Genomic DNA, 26242 nt, shown 5'->3' with positions numbered 1-26242 from the left:
GGAGATGTAAGCAAAGACACTACGGAACCATGAACGAGAGCACATGCGCCTGAAGGAAAACCAACACGCCAAGAATCAGCGTCAATATAACGCTGTGCATAAACGTGCGTCGGATGACGAGCCCTTCCTGATTCTTAAGAGGACCCGTAGAAACGCCTGTCGTCACGTTTTGCGGCGAAATCATTTTACTCATGACCGCACCGCTCGAGTTCGTGGCCGCCATTAACACAGGATTCAAGTGAAGCTGCTTTGCAGCCACCACCTGAAGGTTGCCAAACAAAACGTTTGACGACGTGTCCGACCCTGTGAGAAAGCAGGCAATCCAACCGAGAAATGCGGAGAGAAACGGAAAGAAAGCGCCCACCGTGGCCACTGCGAGTCCGAGTGTATAAGCCATCCCCGAGTAGTTGTAAAGATAAGCAAGCGCCACAATCTCCATAACCGTGAGAATGGCAAACCGCAGCTGTTTCCACGTATCAGATGCCGCCAACCAGAACGTCTTCATATCGACGCGCAATAAGATGGCTGTCAAAATAACAGCCACAAGAATGGGCGTACCAGAGCCGAGCGGTTGGAACACCCAGACTGCATCATACGCTTTGTGATAGAGCGTCAGATAGACGAGTTTATCAAGTCCTGGCCACTTCACATTCGTCGTGCCGATCGCCGCGATCTTTAGGAATGTCCAAATGATAACGATCGCAGTGATCATCAGCCACGGCAGCCACGCTTTGAACGACTGCGCACCCGTCAGTTCAGGCAATGTACCGCTGCCTGTCGCCGCCGTCTCTGCGGCAACCGAGTTGGCGTAGGTCTGATACTGCTCTGTGTCTTTTGGCGTCCAGATCTTTGTAAAGCCAATTAAGCAGACGAGCGACACAAGCGCCGCCAAGACGTCTGGCAACTGCGGGCCCAAGAAGTTTGAGACGGCAAACTGCGTCAAGGAGTATGATAAGCCGCCAACAAGCGCGGCAGGCCATGCGCCTTTAAGCGCTTTCGGGCCGCCCAAAACAAGCAGCACATAGAACGGAAGAATAAAAGCGAAAAACGGCAATTGGCGTCCAACCATCGAAGAAAGGTCTCCCGCAGGGAGGTTTGTCACGCCGGCAAGCGCCGTGATCGGAACCCCAAGCGCGCCAAACGCAACAGGGGCAGTGTCAAAGATCAGCGTGTAGACGACTGCTTCAAGCGCTGGAAATCCAAGTCCCATGAGAAGCGCCGCCCCGATTGCGACAGGTGTCCCAAATCCAGCAATCCCTTCCATGAGTGCGCCAAACGCAAATGCGATGATCAATACTTGAATTCGCTTGTCTTTTGTGGCGTGTCGATACATAAAGCGCCGGAACAGCTCAAACGAACCTGTCCGCTGGCTGATATTGTACAGCCACATCGCGGCGAATACGATCCACATGATCGGCCAGAGCGCGAAGACGCCCCCCTCAAGCATCGCAGAGACAGCGCGGTTCGCGGGAATTTTCCAAACAAATAGTGCAATTACGACCCCCACGATGAGACCAGTCAACGCACTGATCCACGCCGGCCGGCGTAGAATGCCCAGCATGATAAGAACGACAAGAATAGGAATAAAGCCAACAAGGAAGGACCCGAACAGCGATTGTCCCACAGGCATCAGGATTTGTTGAAACAAAGTTTTCCCCTCTTTCTCCCGTCATGTTTTGCCATCCAAAAACCGGATTTCGGTGCATCGCCGATTCGGCGCTACTTCTGAATTCGTATTCAAAAAAACGCCAAATCTTGTCTAGTAAATCAGCCCCTTTCTGGAAGCGCTTACTTTCGCAATTAATAAAAATAGAACTATGTTCTAAACATAGTTCATGAGAATGAGAAGATCAAGTAGTCATTTCGGAAATCGCAAAAATATCTCTTTTCTCGGTGCAAAGATTTGGTTGAAATTCTTTACTCAACGCGTTCGAGCAGTGTCGCAACTCCCTGACCGAGCCCTACACACAGAGTAGCGACACCATAGCGCGCGCCGCTGCGCTGCAATTGGAGTGCCAACGCACCAAGGATTCGCGCGCCAGAACATCCTAATGGATGGCCAAGCGAGATCGCCCCGCCATGTGGGTTCACACGCTCTATAAGGAGAGAAAGTTCACGAATGCACGCGAGAGCCTGTGCCGCAAACGCTTCATTTAATTCAAACCAGTCAATTTCATCCATCGTGAGCCCCATTTTAACCATGAGCTTGCGTACCGCAGAGATGGGACCAAGCCCCATCGTACTCGGATGAACGCCTGTCGCGACGCTTCCCCTGATCCGCGCGAGCGGCTTTACGCCGAGTTCGCGCCCGCGTCGCTCTGAAACGAGGAGCAATGCCGCGGCACCATCGTTTATTCCTGCACTGTTTCCCGCAGTCACCGTCCCGTCCGGCTTAAAGGCCGGCCGAAGCGCCGCCAACCCTTCCATCGTGGTTTCTGGCCGCGGATGTTCATCCTGATCAATCCGCACGGTTTGCTTTCCCTGTTTAACCTCAATCGGCGCGATCTCTTGCGCCAAAATTCCTGATCGCACCGCCTGCGCAGCGCGCTTTTGACTCAAGAATGCGAATTCATCTTGCGCAACGCGATCAATCTGGTACAGTTGCGCGACATTTTCCGCCGTCTCTCCCATGCTCTCGGTCGGATACGGAAAGTCCGGATTCGCCATGCGCCACCCAAGCGCCGTATCCCAAAGCGTCTGATTGCCGCGTGGCGTTGCAGCATCTGGTTTTTGCAAGACCCACGGCGCACGCGTCATGCTCTCGACTCCCCCTGCCACCACCACATCCGCATCTCCGACCATGATGGAACGCGCACCCTGGTTCACCGCCTCAAGTCCCGAAGCGCACAATCTGTTCACCGTGACGGCAGGAGTTTCGACGGGGAGTCCGGCCAAAAGGACCGCCATACGCGCGACATTGCGATTGTCTTCCCCTGCCTGATTGACACACCCCATCACAACCTCGTCAATGCCCAGTGGATCAATCTCTGTACGCATTACCAACGTCTTGATGACATGCGCCGCGAGATCATCCGGCCGCACGCCTTTGAGAACACCACCCTGGCGACCAATCGGCGTACGCAGATAATCCACAATCCACACGTTTTCCATCGCTATTCCTCCTCGATGCGCGCAAACGGCCACGCGGGAAGCATGGCGCGCAGCGCAGTATCTTTGCGATAGCCTAGGGCGTATTCCGCTTGCATGATGGTGTGAATCTCTCGCGTCCCCTCGTAGATGACAGGCGCTTTAGCGTTTCTCAAGTATCGCTCAACCGGATATTCACTAGAGTAGCCATACGCGCCGTGTATCTGAATCGCGTCACTCGCAGCTTCAAACGCTGCGTCACATGAAACCCATTTAGCGAGAGATGTCTCCCGCGTATTGCGCACGCCGCGGTTTTTTAGCCAGCCCACTTTCGCGACGAGCAGGCGAGAAATTTCAAGATTTGCAGCCATTTTCGCGATCATCTGTTGAACCAGTTGGCGCTCCCCGATCTTCTTTCCAAACGTCTCGCGCTGCTCACAATACGCCAAAGACGCTTCCAGGCAAGCCATGATGGTACCGCAGGCGCCTGCCGCCACCGTGAAGCGGCCATTGTCAAGGGCCGACATTGCGATTTTAAACCCTTCTCCCTCTTCGCCAATCCTGTTCTCAACAGGCACACAGACGTCATCAAAGATGAGTTCTCCCGTATTTCCAGCGCGAATGCCCAATTTTCCGCGAATCGGGCGCGTCGAAAAGCCTGCCATCCCACGCTCCACGACAAATGCGCTGATCCCCTTATGCCGCAAGTTTCGATCCGTATAAGCAAACACCAAAAAGTGATCTGCTACATCCGAGAGCGAGATCCAGATTTTGCTCCCCGTGAGCACGTAGTGATCCCCTTTTAAAACCGCGGTAGAGCGCATTCCCGCGACATCAGAACCGGCATCCGGTTCGGTGAGTCCAAACGCGCCAATCTTCTCTCCTTTAGCCTGGGGAACCAAAAATTTCTGCTTCTGCGCCTCACTTCCCCACTGAAGCAGGGTCATCGAGTTAAGCCCCGTGTGAACAGACACCGCCGTGCGAAATGCCGTGTCACCCCGCTCAAGTTCCTCACAAACGACCGCCAACGTGTTATAATCCATCCCCGCCCCGCCGTATGCCTCGGGGATACACACTCCCATCAGTCCAAGGTCTGAAAGCTTGCGGAGAATACCCGTTTCAAAATGGTGCGCCTCGTCCCACGCCCTGATGTTTGGCATGATCTCGCGATCAACGAATGCGCGAACCAGCGAGCGAACGGATTCGTGCTCTTGACTCGGACTGAAATCGTACATATCATCGCCCTCCGTTCACATAAAGGACCTGGCCCGTCACATAGGATGCTTCGTCACTCGTCAAAAAGGATATGACGTTCGCGATGTCACTCGGGACACCCACACGCCGCAGCGGAATGGCCTCTATTGCACGCCGAATGTTCTCTTCTGGATCGAGGCCGATGCGGGCCGCTGTCTGCCGCGTCATATCCGTGTCGATGAAACCGGGGGCAACCGCGTTTACATTGATGTTAAAAGGCCCGAGCTCAATCGCGAGCGTCTTTGTAAAACCTTGCAGGCCCGCCTTGGCGGCTGCGTAATTCGCCTGTCCCCGATTGCCAAGTGCAGACGTGCTGCTGAGATTGACGATTTTTCCATAGCGGTTTTGCACCATATGTTTTTGTGCCTCGCGCGAACAGAGAAAACTTCCGCGCAGATGCACACTCATGACGACATCCCAATCCTCATCGGTCATCTTAAAGAGCAGATTGTCGCGCGTAAGCCCCGCATTGTTCACCAGGATATCCAAGCGCCCAAACGCGCTCACCACCTGCTCGACGGCCGCCTTGACACTCTCCGCCTGAGAAACGTCACAACCAATCCCAATCGCCTGTCCGCCTCCCGCGCGAATCGCCTCCACCGTCTCTTGGCAACTCTTTTCGTGCAGATCAATGACGGCCACCGCCGCGCCATCAGCCGCAAGACGGATCGCCGTCGCCGCGCCAATCCCTCTTGCCGAACCTGTTACCATCGCAACACGTCCATCTTTTCTTGTCACGAAAATCACTCCGATTCATAAAGATTCACTACCACATCGCCCCGCGCGCAATGTCATGCGCGCGCAGGATCATTCTTCGCGCGTGTGCGCCGAGTTCTCTAAAGCGCGGGTCGGACGTCTGGCCTTTTTGATAACGTGCATAAATCTGTTGCGCGATTACCGCCGCTTTGAAAGACGCAAACACCATGTAAAAGTCCATCTGCGAAAGATCTCTTCCCGTGCACTTTGCATACGCCTCTGCAAACGCTTTACGCGTCATGAATCCATATGCCGCGCCATAGCGTGTCACGCTGCGCAACCCCTGATGGTCGTCGTCCGGTTCCACCCAGTAACTAAGCGTAATAGCGAGATCTGAGAGGGGATCGCCGAGTGTCGTCATTTCCCAATCGAGAACACCTGTCACCTCTGCCGCGTCGTGTTGCGACAAAAGCATGTTGTTAAACTTTAGGTCATTGTGGATCAGCGCGTTTTCCGAACGTTCGGGAATGTGACGAAGCAGCCAGTCCGCAACATACTCGACCTCTGGAATCTCTTCCGTCTGCGCCATAGAATACCTCTGAATCACCCCCTCAGTCTGGCGGCGCATATATCCAACAGGTCTTCCGAGTTTGGCGATCGCTTCATCCTCGATCGATAGGTTGTGAAGGCGCACCATCGTCGAGAGCAGCGCCTCTGACATCTTTGCGCCCGTTTCTGCATTGCGCGGATAGGCCGTCGGCCAATGTGCGTCGACACACACACCTGTTTTTCGCTCCATCACATAAAAGGGGACACCGAGAAAGGAGACGTCGCTCACGATGAGATACGGCTTTGGCGCGAGCGGAAACACGTCGTGTATGGAAGAAAGAATGCGCGCTTCACGAAGCATATCGTGGCTCTTTGGCGCAACCGGACCAAGCGGCGGACGGCGCAGCACAGCTTCCCAGGCGCCACACTTGATCAGGTACGTGAGGTTAGAGCGCCCCGCCGCATACTGGAAGACAGTCCACTCCCCGTCCGGGAGATCCAGGATCTGCTCTTTTAAAAGAGGAACAATCGAGGAAAGGTCCAGCTCCTCCCCTTCCCGCACGTCAATGATCTCAGCGAGATCCTGTTCGGTTCCAAGCTGTTCACGCCGCGCCATGACATGTCCTCCTCACCCTAAATTTGCGAAACATAGGCGTGAAAACTCCCCATGGAGAGCCTTTTGGTGACAGGCAGCAAAATGTTCACTGCATTTTCCAAATCCTCTTCGCGCAGTTGGGAAGTAAACGCGATACAAGCCATCACCAACAACGGAACATCATGCGCGCCAAAAATAGGTGCAGCAATCGCCGAGAGTCCTTCGCGCGACTCTCCATGCGATACCGCAAAACCGTGCTTTCGCGTCTCCAAAAGTCTCCTTCGCCATTCAAGGGGGTCTGTCACGGTGCCTTCTGTATACTTTTGAAGTCCGCGGGCCGTATATCTCTCCCACTGCGCTTCAGGCTCAAACGCGAGAAAACAGCGCCCAAACGCGGCAGCCGTCAGCGGAAATTGCTGACCGATCGAAACGCTGATGCGAATCTCATCGCGCGGCGCCTCGGCGGTCGCAATGTACATTAAGCGATCATCGCGCATCCGTTGCACAAGCACCGTCGTCATGCCTGTCGCCGCGGCCACCTTGCGCATTTCCTGCGTGGCACACGCAACAGAGTTGATGAGTTCAGACGCGCGATTGCCAAGAGGAATCAAATAAGGCCCTAATCCGTATTTTTTTGTCCCCTCATCGTAGTGCACAAAATCTTCGTTCACGAGTGTGCGCATCACGCGAAGACATGTCGTTTTACTGACATGAAGCGCCTCTGAAAGCTCAGTCAATGTGCAGCTTCTGTACTTATAGCGAGCGAGAAGTTTAAGCGCCTGCGCTGCCAGGCTGACGGATGCAACGTGATAATCGTTCATGAGTCACCCTGCGCTGCAATCGTCAGGATGGCTTCTCCCGCGATGACGACACGCTCATCATGTGTGCGCGCAAACACGTCGCACACCACGCGCGTGATGGTCCCTTCTTCTGCGCGCTCTCTCACGCGCCCCCCACACGTGACTACGTCGCCGGGAAACACCATATCGCGAAAGCGTACCTTCCACTCACGCAGCGCTCCCAAATCTCCGAGCATATCCGTCAACATTTGTCCCACAAACGCCATCGTGAGCATCCCGTGCGCAATGACGCCAGGCAGCCCTGAAGCCACCGCCGCCTCATCCACCGTGTGGATAGGATTAAAATCACCGGAAGCCCCGGAATATTGAACAAGTTGAGTGCGCGATACCGGTGGTTTGGTGAGCGTTGGCAATTCTTCACCAAGCATAAATGAGAACGTCATCACACCCCCTCCTTGTCGCGAAAGATAATGACGGACGTGGATGCTTCAAGAAGTTCGCCATCCGCACGGCGCACCTCTTGTCCGTAAACCAAAAAGATCATCGCGCCAAGTGTCCCTGACCGCTCATACGCGTCGCGCAGCGTCGTACGGCAAAATACCGTCTCCCCTGAATAAAGAGGTTGGTAGTACACAAACGCCTGCTCACCGTGAATCAAACCTTCGCGCGCATACGAAAGTCCCTCAATCGAGCCGTATTCAAATGTGCGGCTAAACGTGGGCGGTGCGAGCAACCTGCCGTCATCCCGCAGCGAGTCGTCGTGATAGCGTGGATTGAAATCGCCAATCGCCGTGGCAAATTTACGAATCGCCCCTTTTTCAATCTCATTGCGAACAGGCCGCGAGGAACATCCTACAAAGTGTCGAAACTCTTCAAGCTTCATCCCGAATCCCTCCGCGTCAGTTCTGCCATGCGTCAAAACGGAAATACGGCAACTTCGCACGCTGGATGTACATCAAATGCGGCATCGGTCATTTCATACAGCGCTTCAAGCGATGTAGACGCCTGTCGCTCGACAAGGATCATGCGTCCGTCAACGATGCGAAAGACCGCATGCTCCGTCACCACCGTGTCCACACAACATGGCGCCGTCAGCGGATACGTGCAGCGTGCGACGAGTTTCGCTGCACCTTGCGGCGTCGTGTGAGTCATCGCCGCAATCACGCGGCGCGCCCCTACCACAAGATCCATGGCTCCGCCTACGCCGAGCACATCTTCGCCGGGAACAGCCCAACTCGCCAGATCGCCATTTTCTGCGACTTGAAGCGCCCCTACGACGGTCGCGTCAAGGTGTCCTCCGCGCATGATGGCAAAAGAGAGCGCACTGTCAAAAAAAGAGGCGTGCGACAACACGGTGATTGGCATCTTTGTGGCATTCACGAGATCGGGGTCAACCTGCGCTGCGTCTGGCGCCGGACCAACGCCTAGCACCCCATTCTCAGAGTGCAGCGTAACCCCTGTCGGCGGAAGATAATCCGCAACATACGCGGGAATCCCTATCCCCAAATTCACAACGCCTGCCGTCAATTCTTGCGCACAGCGCCAGGCGATTCTCCGTCTGACGATCTCGCTTTTTCCTATCGTCTCTGTCGCACCTGCAGCATTTCCCATAGCACTCACCCCCTCGCCAATTCGACCACTTGATCTACAAAAACAAAGGGTGTCACAATTTCATCCGGATCCAGTTCCCCGACTGCGACAACCTGTTCCACCTCAGCAATCACCATGTCGGCTGCCATCGCCATCAACGGATTAAAATTGCGGGAAGATTTGCGGTATACCAGGTTCCCTGCCGCGTCTGCTTTATAGGCGTGAATCAATGCAACGTCCGCACGCAGCGAGCGTTCCAAAACATGCTCGCGGCCATCAAACAAACGAACCTCTTTTCCGGCCGCCAGTTCCGTTCCCGCAGCCGTCGGCGTGTAGAATGCGGCAATCCCAGCACCGCCTAGACGAATCGCCTCAGCAAACGTCCCCTGCGGAAGCAGTTCAATCTCTACGCGCCCTTGACGATACGCCTGCACCACGCTTTTATTCGTCGTAAAATAAGAGCCAATCGCCTTTTTTATTCGACCTTCTTGAAAAAGCTTATCCGCTTGCGTACCCACAGTAAGATTGTTGCTAATCACGGTCAAATCGCGCGCGTCTGTTTTTTCGCGCACTGTGAATACAAGTTGGTCGGGCACTCCCGCAAGGCCGAACCCCCCAAGCATAACTCGCATCCCCGATCTGACATTGCGGGCCGCCTCTTCAAGCGTTGTAAACGAAACGCCTGCCATCGGCACGCCCCCCTTTTTTACATCGCGGCATCGCGTACACCAAAGTAGCGTTCTTCGACGCGCGAATCTTTCGCAAGCTCAGAACCTGTGCCCTCTATGACAACTCTCCCCAACTCAAGTACATAGGCGTAATCTGCGAGTTGTAATGCAAGTCGAGCATTCTGTTCGACAAGGAGAACCGCAGTTCCTTCTTCTTGGATCACACGCAAAATACCGAAAATCTCCTGCACCAATTTTGGCGCAATGCCAAGGGATGGTTCGTCAAGCAACAATAGTCTGGGATGTGACATGAGCGATCGCCCAATCGCCAGCATCTGTTGCTCACCGCCAGAAAGCGTCCCTGCGCGTTGCTTCGCACGCTCTTTCAATCTTGGAAAAAAGGAGAAGACTTGATCCATCGATCGCTTTACGGTTTTTCGATCCTCACGCAGATATCCGCCCATCTGTAAATTCTCGTAGACGGTAAGCAGCGGGAAGATTTGTCTGCCTTCTGGGCAATGCGCGACTCCTGAGCGCACCATTTCACGCGTCGATTTTTTTGTCATCCACCGTCCTTCCCATTTTAGATCGCCGCCCCAAATTGGAAGCAGACCTGAGACAACACGTAAAAGTGTGGATTTTCCCGCACCGTTTGCACCAAGGACCGTAACGATGGAACCACGCGGAACATTGAGCGAAACCCCGTGAAGTGCGCGGATCGATCCATACCCGCTGACAACGCGATCAAGTTCAAGCATTCTTACGCCTCCTTCCCCAGATATGCGCGAATCACTCGATCATCCTGCCGAATTTCGCCTGGCGTCCCGACTGCAATCAGTTCTCCAAAATCAAGAACGGCGATCCGATCAGAGATGCTCATGACAAGACTCATATCATGTTCAATCATGACCACTGTCGTATTCATCGCCTGTTTCACTGTACAGATCCAGTTTCCAAGCTCCTCTGTCTCCGAATCATTCAATCCGGCCGCAGGTTCATCAAGCAAGAGAAGGCGCGGTGCGCCCATTAGAGCGCGACCCACATCCACCTTTTTTTGAATACCATACGGAAGACTCCCGGCAATATGTTTGGAATAGGTTGCGATTCCCAACGATTCAAGGACGTGCTGCACGCGATTGCGCGCCTCGCGCTCGCTCGCACGCGCCTTGAACCATCCAAGCGCTTCAGAGAAAGGATTCGTGTGAAGCGCGCAGTGACCTCCGACAAGCAAATTGTCTTCAACGGTCATTTTTGCGAACAGCTCCATGTTCTGAAAACTTCTCCCAATGCCATGCGCTTTAATGCGATCTGGAGGTACCTTTAAAAGATCCTCTCCCATGAAGCGGATCGCACCTTGTTGAGGTGTGTAGATCCTTGATATGCAGTTCAACATGGTGCTTTTTCCGGCGCCATTTGGACCAATGATCGCAAACACGCCACCCTCGTCCACCGAGAGAGACACATCCTTTAAAGCGATCAACCCTGAGAACCGAAGTGTGACACGGTCAAATTCAAGGAACATCGGCAGATTCCACCTCCCTCGTCACTCTGACGATCCGCTCCGATGAACGCGGCGTATTTCGTCTGCGGGGCAGGCGAAGTGAAACAAGGCCTTTAGGAAAGAGCAAAACAGCCAAAACCATGACCGCTCCTACCAAAATGATGGAGTATTGGCCAAAGCTGCTGGAAAGCTGATTGATTGTATTCATCACGATCGCACCCAGAATGGAACCAGGTATCGACGCGAGTCCACCGACGACGATCATCGCCAAAAAGAGAAAAGAATCTTGAACGGTGAAATCGTTTGGAGATACAAAATTAATGTAGTGTGCGTAAAGCGAGCCCGCGAGACCCGTAAATCCGGCACTGATGGAAAACACGAGCGCCTTATGATAACCCACGCGAACGCCGGATGATTGTGCGGCAATTTCGCTGTCGCGTATCGCTTGAAAGGCTCTACCCGTACGACTCCTTAGAAGATTTTTCATGACGAGAACTTGTGCGCTAAGACAGGCGAGAATGAGAAAGTAATACGCTTGGTCGCTTCCCAAGACAAACGAAAAAAATACCGGGCGTGCAGGCATGAGCCCACTTGATCCGTTGGTTAGGTTAGACCATTTTAACGCGAGTTCTGGGATGGCAAAGCTGAATCCCATGGTTGCAACGGCGAGGAAATTGCCCGACAGCCGAACTGCCGGCAGCCCGATGAGAAAGCCAACGATCCCCGTCACCACTGCACTCATGGGCAATGCAATCCAGAACGACCAGTTGAGATCCAGCGTGAGCAAAGAGGAAACATACTCGCCCACCATGATAAATGCGGCGTGACCAAGCGAGACCTGACCGCTAAATCCTGTCAAAAGGTTGAGCGAGACTGCGACAATGCAAAAGATGAGACTCATGTCAAGAATGTACGACATTTGTGAGCCAAACGGTATGACCGCAAATGGCGCGGCAAGTGCAATAAGGATTACGACAAGTGAACGGACCATGCGCAATCGGCGAGCATTCGTCATACCTTTTTCACCTCGCGCACTCCAAACAATCCCTGCGGCCGCACATAAAGAATGGCGATGATCAATAGAAAAACGAAGGTGGATTTGAGATCTGTCGAAATGTAGAATCCAAAGACGCTCTCCATCACACCCAAAAGAAGGCCGCCAAGCACAGCCCCTGGCAGCGAAGAGAATCCCCCAAGCACGGCCGCGGCAAACGCCTTAACAGCGACGGAATCCATGAAGGACGGCGACAAAAAGAGAATCGGCGCGATCAAAAGACCCGCGATGGCGCCAAGCGCAGTGCTTACCGCCCACGTCGCGCCATAGACGCGCGTGAGAGAAACGCCCATAAGCTGCGCCGCCTGCTGATTCTGTGACACAGCCCGCATCGCAAGTCCCGTTTTCGTATACCGAAACAATGCGTAAAATGCCAGCATCATGAGAACAGTTACCAACATGATAAAAAGCTGGTACCACGTGACGACGGCTGAACCGACATGGACGGTATTTGTGGATACTGCAGCCGGCATGGTGAACGGCACATTTCCCCATACAACACCTGCTACGCCGCGAAAAACGAGGTAGAGGCCGAGTGTCAAGATAATTTGGCTAAGAATCTCAGCTCGTTTTAGACGTGACAGAAAAACAATGTAGACAAAAAAACCGAAGGCCAGCGCAAAGACGAGGGAGGCGAAAGCTGCCAGCCAATAAGGAGCCCCCCAACGCGTAAGCATTTGAAACGCGACAAACGTAGAGAGCATTGCCATCTGGCCCTGCGCGAAATTGACGATATTTGAAGTCTTAAAGATAAGCACAAGCCCAATTGCCGAAAGCGCATACAGACTCCCTACAGCAAGCCCACTCAAGATGGTTTGCCAAAGCATCTCACACCCGCCTCCCCCATCTTCCCGTCTAGCCAATCTTCAATTCAGTGAGCTGCCGACTTGGTGATAAAAGATGAGCCCTGACTTTGGCACAAGTTGCTTCGTCTTTCCGTCAGCCTGCAGCATGTACATAGCGTCGACGCCAAAGTGGTTCGTGGGTGTATACGTGACAGGAGAGGATGTATCAGCGCCTCGCCAGTTTCTGATACTGTTCATCTGTTTGATAAAATTCGCAGTCGTCAGTGTATTTCCACACATGGCAAGACCGTGTGCGACGACCTGTGCATCAACCCACCCACTGAGCGCGAGCAGCGTAGGTGGAGTGTTAGGGTATGTTTTTTTGAACCACGCGCGGAATGTAGCCGTTTTCGGCGAATTGAGCAGGGGCAGCCAGCCGTCTGTATACGCGCCGTCGAATGCTTTTCCTGCCAGTTTAAACATGATCGGATCCCCGGAAACATACGTCACGTACTGCTGTGGATGAAAGCCGAGTTGCATCATCCCGATTTCAAACATGGCCGTCGGTTCTGGCACACCGATTTCAAACACCGCTTGCGGATGCGCCCGCTTCATGTTCAGCGCATACGTGGAAAAATCTGTATCGGTCGCATTGTAAGCCACCTTTGCGACAACCCGCACATGATAACGCGCCGCTTCTTGCACAATTGCATTAAGTCCTTCCTTCCCAAAGTCGTCATTCTGGTAAAAGACACCGATGGTTTTAATGTGATTGTGCATAATCGCCCATCGGGTCATCACATGCCCTTCTAACGTGTAAGTCGGTTCGAGTCCAAAGCGCAGTGGGACAACCGGAACAGTGAGCGCACTTGATCCTGTCGCGACAGAGGTCACTGGAATGTTTGCACGCAGCAAGAACGGATCCGCTGCTTGATTTGTGGCGGTGCCAAGGGTTCCGACAGCCGCAAAAATGCCGTCTGATACAAGCGCGCGCGCATTGGCCACCGCTTTGTCAGGCTGGTATTGATCATCAAGCATGATGAGTTTGATTTTGCGGTGGTTGATGCCACCCTTTGAATTAACAAAATTAAAGTAGGCGTTTTCCCCTTGGGCGATGGCCCCATAGGCGGCGATCGGCCCTGTCAGCGGACCTGAGGTTCCAAGAACAATTTGTGTATTGCTTGCACCCTGGCTGTATGAGGCACGTTTCATCGTGTGATGTGCGGCGAGCGGCTGCGCGGTCGACGCGAATACAGATGATCCTCCGACACTCCATGTGAGCACTGCAAGACCTGTCAAAGCAGCCATTGATTTTATCCGCGTTTTCTTCATTCCATGACCCCCAATTTTTCTATTTGCGAATCCAACCTTCGTGCCCCGAGAAATCGACAAGATTGCTGACAGCGCCACGAACTCACACACAACCGTTCTGCAAGCATCACCTCCTAAACATAAAATATTTATAGTTTTCTGATACCAAAGAGCAAAATGAGGTATATTCTTTCTGACATTGAGCAAACAAAGGTGAATCGGATTTCATCCTTTGTCTGCAAGTTCCAGGCGTGCGATCGAATCGCGATGCACCTCGTCAGGACCGTCCGCAAGACGCAGCGTCCGAATGTTGGCAAAATGCGCCGCGAGTGGGTAATCTTCACTCACACCAGCTGCCCCAAACAACTGAATCGCGCGATCCAAAACGCGCTGCGCCACATTGGGTGCGACGACTTTGATCATCGCGATCTCTTTGCGAGCCGCTTTGTTCCCATACTCATCCATCATGTACGCCGCCTTGAGCGTAAGCAGCCTCGCCTGCTCAATTTCCATGCGCGAGTCAGCGATCCACGTGCGAACGACACCTTGATCCGCGAGAGCCTTGCCAAAAGCGACGCGCTCTTTCGAGCGTTTGACCATCAGATGGAGCGCGCGCTCCGCGACACCGATCGAACGCATGCAGTGATGGATGCGCCCTGGCCCCAAGCGTCCCTGTGCGATCTCGAAACCCCGCCCTTCTCCGAGCAGCATGTTTTCTTTTGGCACGTACACGTTCTCATACGACACTTCGGCGTGCCCATGCGGCGCGTGGTCATAGCCAAAAACCGGGAGTGTGCGTTCGATGGTCACCCCTTTTGTATCCATGGGCACAAGGATCATCGACTGCTGCAGATGGCGCGGCGCGCTGCGATCTGTTTTTCCCATGAAAATTGCGATTTTGCAGCGCGGATCCCCGGCGCCCGACGACCACCACTTGCGTCCATTGATGCGATACCCATCCCCGTCGCGTTCAATGGATGATTCAACATTTGTCGCGTCAGAAGACGCGACGTGCGGCTCCGTCATCCCAAAACAGGAGCGAATCTCACCTGCGAGCAGCGGATGCAGCCACTCTGCCTGTTGCTCCTTTGTTCCATAGCGTGCAAGAACCTCCATGTTTCCCGTATCTGGCGCGGAACAGTTAAACACTTCCGGCGCGATCAGCGATTTACCCATAATCTCACAAAGCGGCGCGTATTCAAGATTTGTGAGTCCCGCGCCAAATTCTTCATCCGGCAAAAAAAGATTCCAAAGTCCCGCGGCCTTTGCTTGTCGCTTCATTTCTTCCATGATCGGGGGAATGCTAAAACGCGTTTTCGCCGCTTGCAATTGCGCCTCATAAACAAGCTCATTGGGATAGACGACTTCATCCATAAAGGAGCTCAATTCCGCCTGCAAACGCTTCACTTTGTCTGTAAAAGAAAAGTTCACAGTCTCACCATCCCATCTTTTCATTACGCAAGCGTGACGATCGGCAGCACGACGTGCGAAGGGTGTTCCTCTGTGTGGTACACGGTATTGCGGGCGACCTTCATCTCCGTCGTCGTTCCGTTGTTTGCGCCTGTGTTCAAATTGCGATCCCAGTGCGGAAAACTGCTGCTCGTCACGTGGACACGAAGGCGATGCCCCTTTTGAAACACCATGGCCGTCGACCAAAGATCAACATCTACCTCATAAATTTCACCCGGTGTCATGAGCGACGGCGCGTGATCCGACACGCGATAGCGCATCCGCTGAATGCCCTCCACAATGTTGATCGATGTGCCATCCGGATGAACATCACATACGCGCACGACAAAATCCGTGTCAACCGCGTCACTGCTCACGTACAGTTTTGCGGTGATCGGGCCAATCATTGCGAGATCTTCTTCCAGCGCGTCACTCGTGTAAAGAAGCACGTCTGGGCGTGTTTCAATCGCGCGCTGGTCGTGAGGACCCACGCCATAGACGGGATGTGTCAACAGATTGCCGCCGCGCGACAAGACGGGGTCTGCGGGATCATAATCATAGCTGTCTGCACACTCCTTTTGCACCGGTGGTTGCAGCGACAATCCTCCGCCAAGAATCGCGTTCTTTAAAGCCGCATCCTCCCCCTCGCGCAAATAGAAGGCAGCAAAGTGCGTGTCAGGCAGCGGCCACGATTCCGTCGAGATCCAACGGTTGACCCCCATGACAAAAAGAGTGACCGGCGGCTCTTCTGCGAGTCCAAACGCGTTGCTGTTTTTTAGCGTTAGATCAAACCACTTGCGGTGAAGCCCCGTCAGATCTTCCTTTAAATCCCTTAGCATCGCAGATGCCGCCAAGCCAAAGTCAACGTCTCCGACAAACCCTGAGTAATTGGTATGCGACCACGGTCCCATGAGCAGTCGGGCGTGACGTCCGCGCCGTTTCATCTCAAGATAATTGTCAATCGTCGGCTGCGCGAACACGTCATACCAGCCGCCAACGTGAAAACTCGGAATCTCAATCGCGTCAAAGTGCGGTCGAATCGACGTTGCCTGCCAATACGCGTCATAACCTGGATGGTCAAACGCTTCGTAAAAGAGATCCCCGAGCACATCGAGTTCTTTAAAAATAGAGAAGCGATTGAGTGGAAGCTCATACATCCCACGCATTGGCAATTGATCATAGAATGAGACAAGCTGCGCCACCATCATCGGCAAGGATTTATCTGCGCATTTTTTGCGCAGCAATTCAGGCAGCGCGATTGCGTTTGTAAACCAACTCGCGAGTTTCCCCCACTCGAGCGCCCCGCCGCGCATCGCCGAGCCATACCATGCATCGTTATACGTCATCACGGGGAGAATCGCCTTGAGTGACGGGGGCTTCATCGCAGCCGCCTGCCACTGCGTATATCCGAAATACGACGTGCCAAACATGCCGACTTGTCCGTCAGATCCAGGGAGACTGGCTGCCCACTCAACCGTGTCATAGCCATCCTCAAACTCCTGTGCATAACTTTGAAAATCGCCTTCTGACGCAAAGCGTCCACGGACATCCTGAATGACAACGATATACCCGGCTTCCACCATGGCGGTCGGATCCAAAAGCGACGTGCTAAGCGCGGTATCCTTTCCGTAGGGGTGGCGCGTGAGCAAGACCGGATACGGTCCGCCAGTCTCTGGCCGATACACATTCGCGCGAAGTGTCACGCCATCGCGCATGGGAATTGCAACGTTTCGTTCAAAGATGACGCGCATGGCTGTCCCCCTTCCATCCACCAACCACAAAATGCTTTGGAACCATTTAGAGCACTCCGGATTGATACTGTTCCCGCAGCGTTTTTTTAGAAAACTTTCCGACACTTGTCTTCGGAATTTCCGTGACAAAAATCACATCATCCGGAATCCACCACTTGGCAACGCGTCCCTCAAAATACTTGAGTATGTCATCTTTTGAAACCTTGTCAGACGCCTCAGGCCGCAAAACCACGCACACAATGGGCCGCTCTTGCCAACGCTCGTGGGGAACGGCAATCACCGCCGCCTCTAATACGTCGGGATGGCCCATGATGACATTCTCAAGATCGACAGAGGAGATCCACTCACCGCCACTTTTAATCAGGTCGCGCGTGCGATCTACAACCTGCAGATATCCTTCGTCATCCATCGTCGCGATATCGCCAGTGCGAAACCACCCGTCTGAGAACGCATCGCGCGTCTTCTCCGGGTCTTTATAGTACGAGCGAAGCACCCAAGGTCCGCGCAGCAAGAGCTCACCCATCGATTTTCCGTCATATGGCACGGGCTTCCCATCCGGATCGAGCAAACGCATTTCAAGTCCTGGCACGATGTGGCCCGTCTTCGCACGAATGCGGTATCGCTCGGCTCCCTGTAGATTCTGGTGTTTCTTTTTAGGGTAGCTGATAAACGTAATCGGCGTCGTCTCCGTCTGCCCGTATCCCTGATACATAGGAATGCCGAGTTCCTTCTCATACACTTCGACTAGTGACTGTGGAAGCGCCGACCCGCCGGAAAGCAGGCAACGCACACTGCTCACGTCGTAAACACCAGGATTCGCCTTCAGGTGTTGGAGAATTCCCATCCACACCGTCGGCACGCCCGCACTATAGGTCACGCGCTCGCGATCGATCAGTTCACAAAAATCTTTCGCAGTCGGCCTGCTCCCTGGATAGACTTGTTTTGCGCCAATCCAAGTATCTGCGAGCGGCCGCCCCCACGCGTTGACGTGAAACATCGGCACAATCGGCATGGATACATCGCTCTCGCGCACGCCGAGTTCTCCTACCAGTGCCATCATGCAGTGCAAAAAGAGTCCGCGATGAGAATACTCGACCCCTTTGGGCATTCCCGTCGTCGCCGAGGTGTAACCAAGTATGGCCGTTGTCCACTCATCAAAATCAGGAAACGCATACTCCGTCTTCTCACTGCGAATGAGATCTTCATAGAGAAGGGCGTTTTTCAGCGTGGTTGCAGGCAACTCCGGCGCATCCGTCATGACGACGAACCGCTCGACAAGCGGCAGTCTGTCGGCAATACCCTCCATAACCGGAAGCAAATCTTCATCAATAAAGATCAGCCGATCCTCTGCATGGTTGATAATATAGACCAACTGCTCTGTAAAGAGCCTGATGTTAATCGTGTGCAGGACGCGTTGACTGCAGGGCACTGCAAAATACAGTTCTAGATGACGGTGATTGTTCCACGCAAACGATCCGATGTGCTCGTGTGGCTTTACCCCCAAACGGTCAAGCGCGTGCGCAAGCTGACACACGCGCGCGTACATCTCGCGCATCGTGTAACGCATCACGCCGTGAAAGTCGCGCGACACGATTTCTTGATCTGCCGCAACCAACCTGCCCCGCTCTAGCATGGAACGAATCAACAACGGGTAATCCATCATGACGATGCCCTCTCCCTCATCACCGTTTCGACAAACGCGCACGCGTCAAGATTTAGAGCGTCACCCCACGCTCGCGAAACAAGCGGTCTGCAATGATATTCTTCTGAATTTCGGAAGTTCCCTCATAGATGCGAGTTATTCTCGCGTCGCGATAAAAACGTTCAATTGGGTACTCCGCGATAAACCCAATCCCGCCGTGGATCTGCACCGCGCGATCCGCAACGCGGTGATAAACTTCAGACGCGTATAATTTTGCCATTGCCGCTTCTTTGACAGCGGGTTCTCCTTGATCAATCATCCATGCAACCCGATACAAAAGAGCGCGCAGCGTTTCTATCTCCAGCGCCATCTCCGCCACATAGTGCTGAATGATCTGCTGAGATGCGAGCGGTTTCCCAAATTGGACACGCTCTGCCGCGTGCTTGAGTGAGCGATCAAGAAGGTACTCTGACGATCCAAGACAGCGGGCGGCGAGGCCAACACGCCCATTGGCGAGAATCTTGAGCGCGTTGACGTACCCCATTCCTTCAACACCCAGAACATTTTCGACAGGAACCTCCAAATCCTCGAAATACAGCTGTGCTGTATGAGAACCGTGAAGTCCCATCTTTTTTTCCACCGCGCCAATGTGAAACCCGGGAAAGTCACGTTCTACGATAAAAGAAGTGATTCCCTTCGCGCCCGCTTCTGCCTGTGTCACTGCCATGACAGTAAATACCGTTGCCAAAGGCGCATTTGTGCAATAAATCTTTTGCCCATTGATGACAAAGCGATCACCGACGCGTTTTGCAACCGTTTTCAAATTCGCTGCATTAGATCCTGCCTCTGGCTCTGTCAAGGCAAAAGCGCCGATCCATTCACCTCGTGCCATCCGTGGCAAGTAACGCTGTTTCTGCTCCTCACTACCCAGTTCCACGATTCCGACTGAGCCGATTCCATTGTGCGCGCCTAGAATCGTCGTGTAACCATTGCTTGTTTTCCCTAGTTCTTCAAATATTGCGCTCTTTCCAATCATGTCAAGACCGAGTCCGCCGTAACGTTCTGGAATGCTTAAGCCAAAGAGGCCGATCCGTTTCGACGCCTCAAGAATGGCGTCAGGCACGCGATCCTCTTCCTCAATCTTCATCGCGTGCGGTTCGACTTCATTTGCGATAAATGACTGAACCATTTTTTTCATTTCGAGCAGATCGTCTTGAAATGAGAAATTCACTGGGTCACACTCCCTCTTGCATTCCATGCAAAAGCGGTCATGCGAAACGCGCGTTGATCAAATCTCGTGCAACTCTATGCCAAAATCACCGTCAGTCACGTATGTTTCATATTTGAAACACAATTTCTAAATCTACTTACAGTCTAAAAAATTTGACTTTATTCGTCAACCACTCATCGCGCGAGCGACCCACCGTCTACCGCGAGAATCTGGCCAGTCGTAAAATCGGAGGCGGCTGACGCAAAATACAGCGCGGCACCCTGCAAATCGCGATCGCTGCCCACCCGCCGCAGCGGTGTTTCAGCGATGATTCGGTCATACCCGTTTGCCAGCACATCCCTTGTCATCTTGGTCGGGAAAAAGCCCGGCGCAATCGCATTTACATAGATGCCATGCGGCGCCCACTTGACGGCGAGATCCTTTGTAAGCGTCACGATGCCACCTTTGCTGGCGTTGTAGCCCACCGCGTCAAGCGCGTCTGGATCTGAACCGCGAAGACCCGCCACCGAGGCGATGTTGATCATCTTGCCGCCACCTTGCGCCATCATCTGTCGCCCGACCGCCTGCGACATTAAAAACGTCCCCGTCAAATTCGTTTGAATCACTTTTTGCCACGCGTCATACGGCATCTCAAGCGCAGAAGCCCCCCACGACGCGCCGCTGTTATTGACGAGGATATCAATGTGGCCAAACGCGTCCACGGTTCGCTCAACCACGTCTTGGACGGACTCCAAAGAAGTGACATCAAGCTGATACGCGCGCGCGTCCCCGCCTTTTGCCACGAGTTCGTCGCGCACCTTTTCACACTGCGCCACGCGCCGCGAGGCGAGCACGACACTTGCTCCCGCCTCCACAAACGCCTGTGCGATCTGTTGACCAAGACCGCGACCACCGCCTGTCACAACCGCAACCTTTCCATCAAGGCGAAACAAATCAAGCACGTTCACACCGCAATCCCCCATTCTTCATCGATTTCGCGACGCGTGATCAGGCGCGACGATCAATCACCGCCACTGTGCAGCGTGACACGCAAATGAGTTTTTCCTGCTCGTCTAAGATGCGAATATCCCAAACCATGGTCGTACGCCCTTTGTGAAGCGGCGTTCCAATCGCCGTCACAACGCCGTCCGCCTTGCTGCGAATGTGATTCGCATTGATCTCAAGGCCAACCGCAACCTTTTGCTCCCGATCTATCAGGTTCGCCGTTCCCAGACTCGCCACCGTTTCCGCGAGCGCTACAGACGCCCCTCCATGCAATATTCCATACGGCTGGCGCGTAGGCGCCGCAACAGGCATCGTCGCAACGACGCGGTCAGGCGTCATTTCCGTCACGCGAATGCCAAGCGTTGCAATCAACGTATCCTTGTACTCGTAATCCATTTCCTCTGATGACATAAAAGAACCACCTGTCTTTTTCATTCATTCATTCATGAACTAAGGCTTTGTCTCTTAAGATAGCACAGGAACAAAAATAAAAAAGGTGTCGCCACATTTCGATTCTTATCATTCTATTGACCAAAACATGCCAAATCGCTATGATTCATCTGAATCCACAAAAATAGAACAGCGTTTCGGATTCGTACGAAAGCACTTTACTTCTATTTTGACCATCATCAGAAGGGGACGTGGTTACCATTCACTTTTTCACACGCAGCCGTCGCTTTGCCACTGCGCTGACACTCAGCGCCTCTCTTTCCATGATCGGCATGGGTACGCTTCCTGCGGCCGCCGCCAAAACGCCGAATCAACTCGTGATCGGCACGCTCTACGCATCGTCCGGCAGTTTCGCCACCTCCTCGATCTCATCCTACGATGGATTGAAATTCTGGGCTGCAACCGTTGATCGCCAAGGCGGCGTATACGTGAAAGCGCTTCATAAAAAAGTGAAGATTGTCATCAAGGCGTACAACGACCAGAGTTCCGCGACAACAGCTGCCACCCTGTACAACCAGTTGATCACGATGGATAAAGTAAACGTCCTCGTGTCTGACTTTGGCTCAGTGCTTACGTCAGTCGCCGTGCCGATTGCGCAAGAGCATCACCAGCTGTTGTTTGACGTGACAGGAACTGGCGCAAGCTTTTTCACAAAATCAAACCCATACATCGTGCTCACGTCGCTGCCGACGTCCGCCGTCTGGCCGAATTCGCTCGCAGATTATCTGGTAAAACAAAAAACCAAGCGCATCGCAGTGCTGTACGACACAAACGACTTTGATCAGTCCCAGTACAACACGCTGGTCAATCGGTTGAAAGCGGCGCACATCACACCCGTCTACACGGGCGGCGTGCCGACATCGACGACCAATTACGCCATCATTGACCACGCGATTGCGGCGAGCAACCCGCAAGCGGTCGTCGAGTTTGGGTATCCGAACAACGACATCGCCTTTTTGCAAAGCCTGAATGCAAACGGTGTTCATTTCCCAAAAGTGTTCACCATCTTCCCAGGACAACAACTGCAGTTGATGCAGCAAAACGTCGGTGTAAGCGGCCTGGCCAACACCTTGACCTACCCAACGCCACCCCTGCTCCAGTACAATCGCGTCAATTTTGGCATGCCGCTTAGCGCATTTGAAAAGCAGTTCCCGCGCGTTGAACACCACCCCGTCGATTTCTTGACAATCGCCGGATACAACGCGGGACTCATCATTCAAAAAACGCTGGAAACCTCCCCCACGCTGACGCAGCTTGGCATGCGTCATGCCGTCAATGCTTTTTCAGGAAAACTGAGCACGATCGACGGTCAGTTCAAGATTAACGGCACAGGCGCGCAGATCGGCGAGCGTTTGCCTGTCGGACAACTCGTAAAACACGGCAAGGGACTTGCCGTCAAATTCCTGCAACACTGACGCCATAAACGTACGCAGGCCCTTTCTGCGCAAAGGCGCAGGGGCCTGCGCTTTTTTATAACCCCGCTTCCTACTGGCTAACACGTATTAGAAAGAGGGAAAACACCCTTGGTTGCATACACGATTCTCTCCGGACTCCTCTTTGGACTCTATTTCAGTTTGATGGCCATTGGACTCAATCTCATTTTTGGCGTCATGCGCATGGTCAATCTCGCACACGGTGATTTCATCATGCTCGGCGCATTTGCCGCCTTTTTTGCGTATACCTTGTGGAACATGAATCCGCTTGTCACGATGGTTTTTGTCTTTTTTCTCTTCATCTTGCTTGGCGGCGCACTCTACTATCTCGTCGTTCCTCGCCTGCTTCGCGCACAAGACCCCGAGATGCTCTCCCTCATTCTGTTTTTCGGGCTGTCCCAGGTGATCCAGGCACTGGCAGTCATTGCCTTTGGCAACAATCAACGCTCCATTGACTACACAGCGCTCGGCTCGGGCACCGTGTTTCTCTTTGGTCAAGGGTTTGAGGAATCCTGGGTTGTCGTGGCGGCTGTGAGCCTGCTTGCGATCATTTTGGTCTCCATCTATCTCTACGCGACAAAACTTGGCGTGGCGACACGCGCTGTCATGAACCATCGCGAAGAGGCAGCCAGCGCCGGGATCTCCGTCCATCGCGTCTCTGCGTACGCAATGGGGATCGGGCTTGCCCTCGCGGCAATCGCCGGTGTCTTCAGCCCTTTCATGATCGGAAGCATCGACCCTACCATGGGCACTGACCTGACCACCACATCCTTTGCCATCATCATCATCGGCTCACTCGGAAACCCAATCGGGACCGTGGTCGGCGGAATGATCTATGGCCTGTCCCTGATGTATATGGAAAGTTACCAGCCATCTTGGTCAAGCCTCGTACCCTATCTCCTGCTCTTTATCATTTTGCTGCTCAAACCGAGTGGGCTTTTAGGCAGGAGGATGCGCAATGCGTAACGGTTACAAAGCCGGATTTGTCCTTCTTGTCACGCTCCTTCTCTTTGCTGTCGGCACGCATCTTTACAGCAATGAGGACATGTGGTTTCAAGCCATGGTCTATCTCGCGCTCGCGCAAGGGATCAACATTCTTTATGGTTTTACCGGATATCTGCCGTTTGGCTATGTCGGATTCTTTGGCACAGGCGCGTATGCTGCGTCCCTTTACATGACCGATTTCCATCTAAACCCGATCGTCGCGATCCTTGGCGGCGGGGTCACCGCGCTGATCGTCGGACTGCTGCTCTCACCGCTTTTGCGACTGTCTGGCGCCTATTTCTCCATTGGAAGCCTGGCCGCATCCCAGATGATTTACTACACAGTCTCAAACCCCGCGCTCCAAGCGGTGACAAACGGACCTTACGGCATGAATCTCGAAGCGTTTTACAATCCCGCCGAAAGCTATACCGTGATGCTCGTCATCCTCGCGTTTACGCTGGCGGCAACTGCCTACCTGCGCTATTCGCGCATGGGCCTTGCGCTTCGCGCGACGCGCGAGGACGCAGTCAGCGCGGCGATGGCTGGCATCCCTGTGGTCCGCATGCGGATCACGGCGTGGCTGCTCAGCGCAACGATCGCAGGCCTGGTCGGCGGCGCGTTCGCCTGGCACATCTCCGTTTTCTATCCGAACACCGTCTTTGATTTGAACGTGAGCATCTTCGCGATCGTCTTTACCCTGTTTGGCGGCGGCGCGAGCCTGCTTGGCCCAATCATCGGCATGGTAGTGCTGTATGGCCTCTACAACTGGATTGGAATCTCTGCGCCACAGTATTTCCAGTTGATCTATGGCGTACTTATCGTCATGCTTGTTCTCTTTTTGCCAAACGGCATCATGTCGCTGTTTCGAAAGAAGGGTTACGATGTCCCCTGAGGATGTATTGAATGTGGCCGACGTTACAAAAACGTTTGGCAGTTTTACCGCTCTTCAAGGAATGAGTTTTCATGTGAAAAAAGGGGAAATCCTCGGTCTGGTGGGGCCAAACGGCTCAGGAAAGACAACGTGCATGAACGTCATCTCAGGATCGTATCGCGCCGATCGCGGATCGATTCATTTCATGGGCAAAGACATCCACCGCACATCCGCCTCTAGGCTCGCGCACATGGGCATGAACCGCACCTTTCAGATCCCGCGCCCCTTCAAAGGTTTGACGGTTCGCGAAAACCTGCAAATCGCCGCGACATTCGTCCGCCGCGATGCCATGGGACTCGAGGAGATCGCAGCCTTTATCGGGCTTGAAGATCATTTGAATAAAGAGTCCGGAACACTAAACAGCACACAACAAAAACTGCTTGATCTGGGCAGGGCGCTCGCCACAGGCCCGGCTTTGCTTTTGGTCGATGAGCTTGGCGCCGGGATGAACCCACACGAACTTGATGTCACCATTGAGCGCCTAAAACGCTTGGCAAGCCGCGGAATCTCCATGATCGTCGTCGAACACCTGATGAGTTTTGTGCGACAACTCACAGATCGCGTCATCGTGATGAACGCAGGCAAAGAAATTTTTGAAGGAACGCTCGATGAAGCAGTCAAAAACGAGGAAGTCGTGCGTGTTTATTTAGGAGGTGGAACGCCGTGAGCCAAGCACTTTTTACGCGCGGTCTCTCCAGCGGCTACGGTCCGCTACAGATTCTGTGGGACATTGACTTTATGGCACAGCGCGCAGAAACCCTCGTTTTGCTCGGCTCAAACGGCGCCGGGAAAACCACGTTTTTAAAGACGCTCGTCGGTTTGATTCGACCCATGCGCGGCGAGATTACATGCCTTGATCAGCGCATCGAAGCCTGGAGCACGGATCGCCGCATACGCTCAGGGATGGCGTACATGTCCGAGCTTGGCGTCGTTCCGTCGCTTAGCATCGCAGAAAATCTGACGCTTGGCAGTTATTTTCAAACGACTGCCGCACGCAAGGCACAGCTTCATGAGATGTACGACCGCTTTCCGGATCTCGCGGCGCGAAAGCGCACTCTCGCTGGCAGTTTGAGCGGTGGGCAACGCAAAATGCTCGGCATCGCAAAGGCCTTGATGAGCAAACCCTCGATCCTCCTGCTTGACGAGCCGTCGGCAGGCTTGTCCCCACTCTACGTGAACCAGATGATCGATCTGCTTCGCAGCCTAAAACAAGAAGCGGTCACGATGATCATCGCCGAACAAAACACGAAGTTCCTTGAGTTGGCCGACCGTGTTTCCGTACTTGAAAGCGGCAGAATATCCTTTCAAGGCGCGGTGGATGACCTCACGCAAAACGACACATTGCGGCAAGCCTATTTCGGCATTCATTGATTGAGATTTTAGGAAATCGACACGAATTGTGCGAGAGGTGGCAACATTCACCTCTCGCTTTTTGTTATCGATCGATTTACGATAGAATCATAGATGACAAATCGCGCGTAGAGGGAGGTCAGGTTC

At 53.6% G+C, this 26242-nt stretch carries 26 protein-coding genes; 5 read left to right on the top strand and 21 right to left on the bottom strand.

Going from position 1 to position 26242, the window contains the following annotated elements:
- Positions 1 to 19: 19 nt before the first annotated feature.
- The 21 genes from ATW55_RS15355 to ATW55_RS15255 form a co-directional block, all read right to left on the bottom strand.
- Positions 20 to 1648 (bottom strand): L-lactate permease, encoded by a 1629-nt coding sequence (locus ATW55_RS15355; protein WP_235587167.1) that lies wholly within the window; start codon positions 1646 to 1648, stop codon positions 20 to 22.
- 269 nt (positions 1649 to 1917) lie between these two features.
- On the bottom strand, positions 1918 to 3111 hold the full coding sequence (locus ATW55_RS15350; RefSeq protein ID WP_067720297.1) for a thiolase family protein: 1194 nt from the start codon (positions 3109 to 3111) through the stop codon (positions 1918 to 1920).
- 2 nt (positions 3112 to 3113) lie between these two features.
- Positions 3114 to 4322, bottom strand: coding sequence for an acyl-CoA dehydrogenase family protein (locus ATW55_RS15345; protein ID WP_067720295.1), 1209 nt, complete (start codon positions 4320 to 4322; stop codon positions 3114 to 3116).
- Position 4323: 1 nt separating this feature from the next.
- The gene (locus ATW55_RS15340) at positions 4324 to 5079 is read right to left on the bottom strand and encodes a beta-ketoacyl-ACP reductase (protein ID WP_067720293.1); all 756 of its coding nucleotides are present in this window, start codon (positions 5077 to 5079) and stop codon (positions 4324 to 4326) included.
- A gap of 28 nt (positions 5080 to 5107) precedes the next feature.
- A complete protein-coding gene (locus tag ATW55_RS15335; RefSeq protein ID WP_067720291.1) occupies positions 5108 to 6202 on the bottom strand; it encodes a phosphotransferase family protein in 1095 nt (364 codons plus the stop codon).
- Positions 6203 to 6219: 17 nt separating this feature from the next.
- Entirely contained in the window at positions 6220 to 7002 is a 783-nt protein-coding gene (locus ATW55_RS15330) for an IclR family transcriptional regulator (protein WP_067720289.1), read from the bottom strand.
- Entirely contained in the window at positions 6999 to 7424 is a 426-nt protein-coding gene (locus ATW55_RS15325; RefSeq protein ID WP_067720288.1) for a MaoC/PaaZ C-terminal domain-containing protein, read from the bottom strand. The genes ATW55_RS15330 and ATW55_RS15325 overlap by 4 nt, the downstream gene beginning before the upstream one ends.
- On the bottom strand, positions 7424 to 7864 hold the full coding sequence (locus tag ATW55_RS15320; protein ID WP_067720286.1) for an FAS1-like dehydratase domain-containing protein: 441 nt from the start codon (positions 7862 to 7864) through the stop codon (positions 7424 to 7426). The genes ATW55_RS15325 and ATW55_RS15320 overlap by 1 nt, the downstream gene beginning before the upstream one ends.
- Before the next feature lie 32 nt (positions 7865 to 7896).
- Entirely contained in the window at positions 7897 to 8592 is a 696-nt protein-coding gene (locus ATW55_RS15315; protein ID WP_067720284.1) for a 3-oxoacid CoA-transferase subunit B, read from the bottom strand.
- Positions 8593 to 8597: 5 nt separating this feature from the next.
- A complete protein-coding gene (locus ATW55_RS15310; RefSeq protein ID WP_067720282.1) occupies positions 8598 to 9260 on the bottom strand; it encodes a CoA transferase subunit A in 663 nt (220 codons plus the stop codon).
- 17 nt (positions 9261 to 9277) lie between these two features.
- Positions 9278 to 9997 (bottom strand): ABC transporter ATP-binding protein, encoded by a 720-nt coding sequence (locus ATW55_RS15305; RefSeq protein ID WP_067720279.1) that lies wholly within the window; start codon positions 9995 to 9997, stop codon positions 9278 to 9280.
- Between the two features lie 2 nt (positions 9998 to 9999).
- Complete coding sequence (locus tag ATW55_RS15300) at positions 10000 to 10761, bottom strand: ABC transporter ATP-binding protein (protein WP_067720277.1); 762 nt, start codon at positions 10759 to 10761, stop codon at positions 10000 to 10002.
- A complete protein-coding gene (locus tag ATW55_RS15295; RefSeq protein WP_067720275.1) occupies positions 10751 to 11755 on the bottom strand; it encodes a branched-chain amino acid ABC transporter permease in 1005 nt (334 codons plus the stop codon). Before ATW55_RS15295 ends, ATW55_RS15300 begins: the two co-directional genes overlap by 11 nt.
- Positions 11752 to 12621, bottom strand: coding sequence for a branched-chain amino acid ABC transporter permease (locus ATW55_RS15290; protein WP_067720273.1), 870 nt, complete (start codon positions 12619 to 12621; stop codon positions 11752 to 11754). The genes ATW55_RS15295 and ATW55_RS15290 overlap by 4 nt, the downstream gene beginning before the upstream one ends.
- A gap of 39 nt (positions 12622 to 12660) precedes the next feature.
- Positions 12661 to 13911 carry an ABC transporter substrate-binding protein gene (locus tag ATW55_RS15285; RefSeq protein WP_153005194.1) on the bottom strand — a complete coding sequence of 417 codons (1251 nt, stop codon included), beginning with the start codon at positions 13909 to 13911 and terminating at the stop codon, positions 12661 to 12663.
- A 204-nt stretch (positions 13912 to 14115) separates the two neighbouring features.
- On the bottom strand, positions 14116 to 15321 hold the full coding sequence (locus ATW55_RS15280) for an acyl-CoA dehydrogenase family protein (RefSeq protein ID WP_067720268.1): 1206 nt from the start codon (positions 15319 to 15321) through the stop codon (positions 14116 to 14118).
- A 23-nt stretch (positions 15322 to 15344) separates the two neighbouring features.
- Positions 15345 to 17090, bottom strand: coding sequence for a CocE/NonD family hydrolase (locus tag ATW55_RS15275; protein WP_067720266.1), 1746 nt, complete (start codon positions 17088 to 17090; stop codon positions 15345 to 15347).
- Between the two features lie 46 nt (positions 17091 to 17136).
- Positions 17137 to 18753, bottom strand: a complete 1617-nt coding sequence (locus ATW55_RS15270; protein ID WP_067720263.1) for a long-chain fatty acid--CoA ligase — start codon at positions 18751 to 18753, stop codon at positions 17137 to 17139.
- A 52-nt stretch (positions 18754 to 18805) separates the two neighbouring features.
- Positions 18806 to 19930, bottom strand: coding sequence for an acyl-CoA dehydrogenase family protein (locus tag ATW55_RS15265; protein WP_423742975.1), 1125 nt, complete (start codon positions 19928 to 19930; stop codon positions 18806 to 18808).
- Between the two features lie 206 nt (positions 19931 to 20136).
- Positions 20137 to 20910 carry an SDR family oxidoreductase gene (locus tag ATW55_RS15260; RefSeq protein WP_067720239.1) on the bottom strand — a complete coding sequence of 258 codons (774 nt, stop codon included), beginning with the start codon at positions 20908 to 20910 and terminating at the stop codon, positions 20137 to 20139.
- A 40-nt stretch (positions 20911 to 20950) separates the two neighbouring features.
- Complete coding sequence (locus ATW55_RS15255; RefSeq protein WP_423742974.1) at positions 20951 to 21343, bottom strand: hotdog fold thioesterase; 393 nt, start codon at positions 21341 to 21343, stop codon at positions 20951 to 20953.
- Between the two features lie 245 nt (positions 21344 to 21588).
- On the opposite strand from ATW55_RS15255, the gene ATW55_RS15250 reads away from it, so the two are divergent.
- The 5 genes from ATW55_RS15250 (at position 21589) to ATW55_RS15230 (ending at position 26116) form a co-directional block, all read left to right on the top strand.
- Positions 21589 to 22812: an ABC transporter substrate-binding protein gene (locus tag ATW55_RS15250; protein ID WP_201025008.1), complete on the top strand. Its 1224-nt coding sequence runs from the start codon at positions 21589 to 21591 to the stop codon at positions 22810 to 22812.
- A 108-nt stretch (positions 22813 to 22920) separates the two neighbouring features.
- Positions 22921 to 23796 (top strand): branched-chain amino acid ABC transporter permease, encoded by an 876-nt coding sequence (locus ATW55_RS15245; RefSeq protein ID WP_082685923.1) that lies wholly within the window; start codon positions 22921 to 22923, stop codon positions 23794 to 23796.
- Positions 23789 to 24706, top strand: coding sequence for a branched-chain amino acid ABC transporter permease (locus tag ATW55_RS15240; protein WP_067720131.1), 918 nt, complete (start codon positions 23789 to 23791; stop codon positions 24704 to 24706). The genes ATW55_RS15245 and ATW55_RS15240 overlap by 8 nt, the downstream gene beginning before the upstream one ends.
- Positions 24707 to 24719: 13 nt before the next feature.
- Positions 24720 to 25412, top strand: a complete 693-nt coding sequence (locus tag ATW55_RS15235; RefSeq protein WP_201025007.1) for an ABC transporter ATP-binding protein — start codon at positions 24720 to 24722, stop codon at positions 25410 to 25412.
- Positions 25409 to 26116 (top strand): ABC transporter ATP-binding protein, encoded by a 708-nt coding sequence (locus tag ATW55_RS15230; protein WP_067720080.1) that lies wholly within the window; start codon positions 25409 to 25411, stop codon positions 26114 to 26116. The genes ATW55_RS15235 and ATW55_RS15230 overlap by 4 nt, the downstream gene beginning before the upstream one ends.
- The last annotated feature ends 126 nt before the right edge of the window (positions 26117 to 26242 follow it).

It is taken from the genome of Ferroacidibacillus organovorans, assembly GCF_001516615.1.
GTDB lineage: Bacteria > Bacillota > Bacilli > Alicyclobacillales > SLC66 > Ferroacidibacillus > Ferroacidibacillus ferrooxidans_B.
Note: the sequence above shows the minus strand (reverse complement) of the source record. Positions and strands in the feature narration are given on the sequence as shown.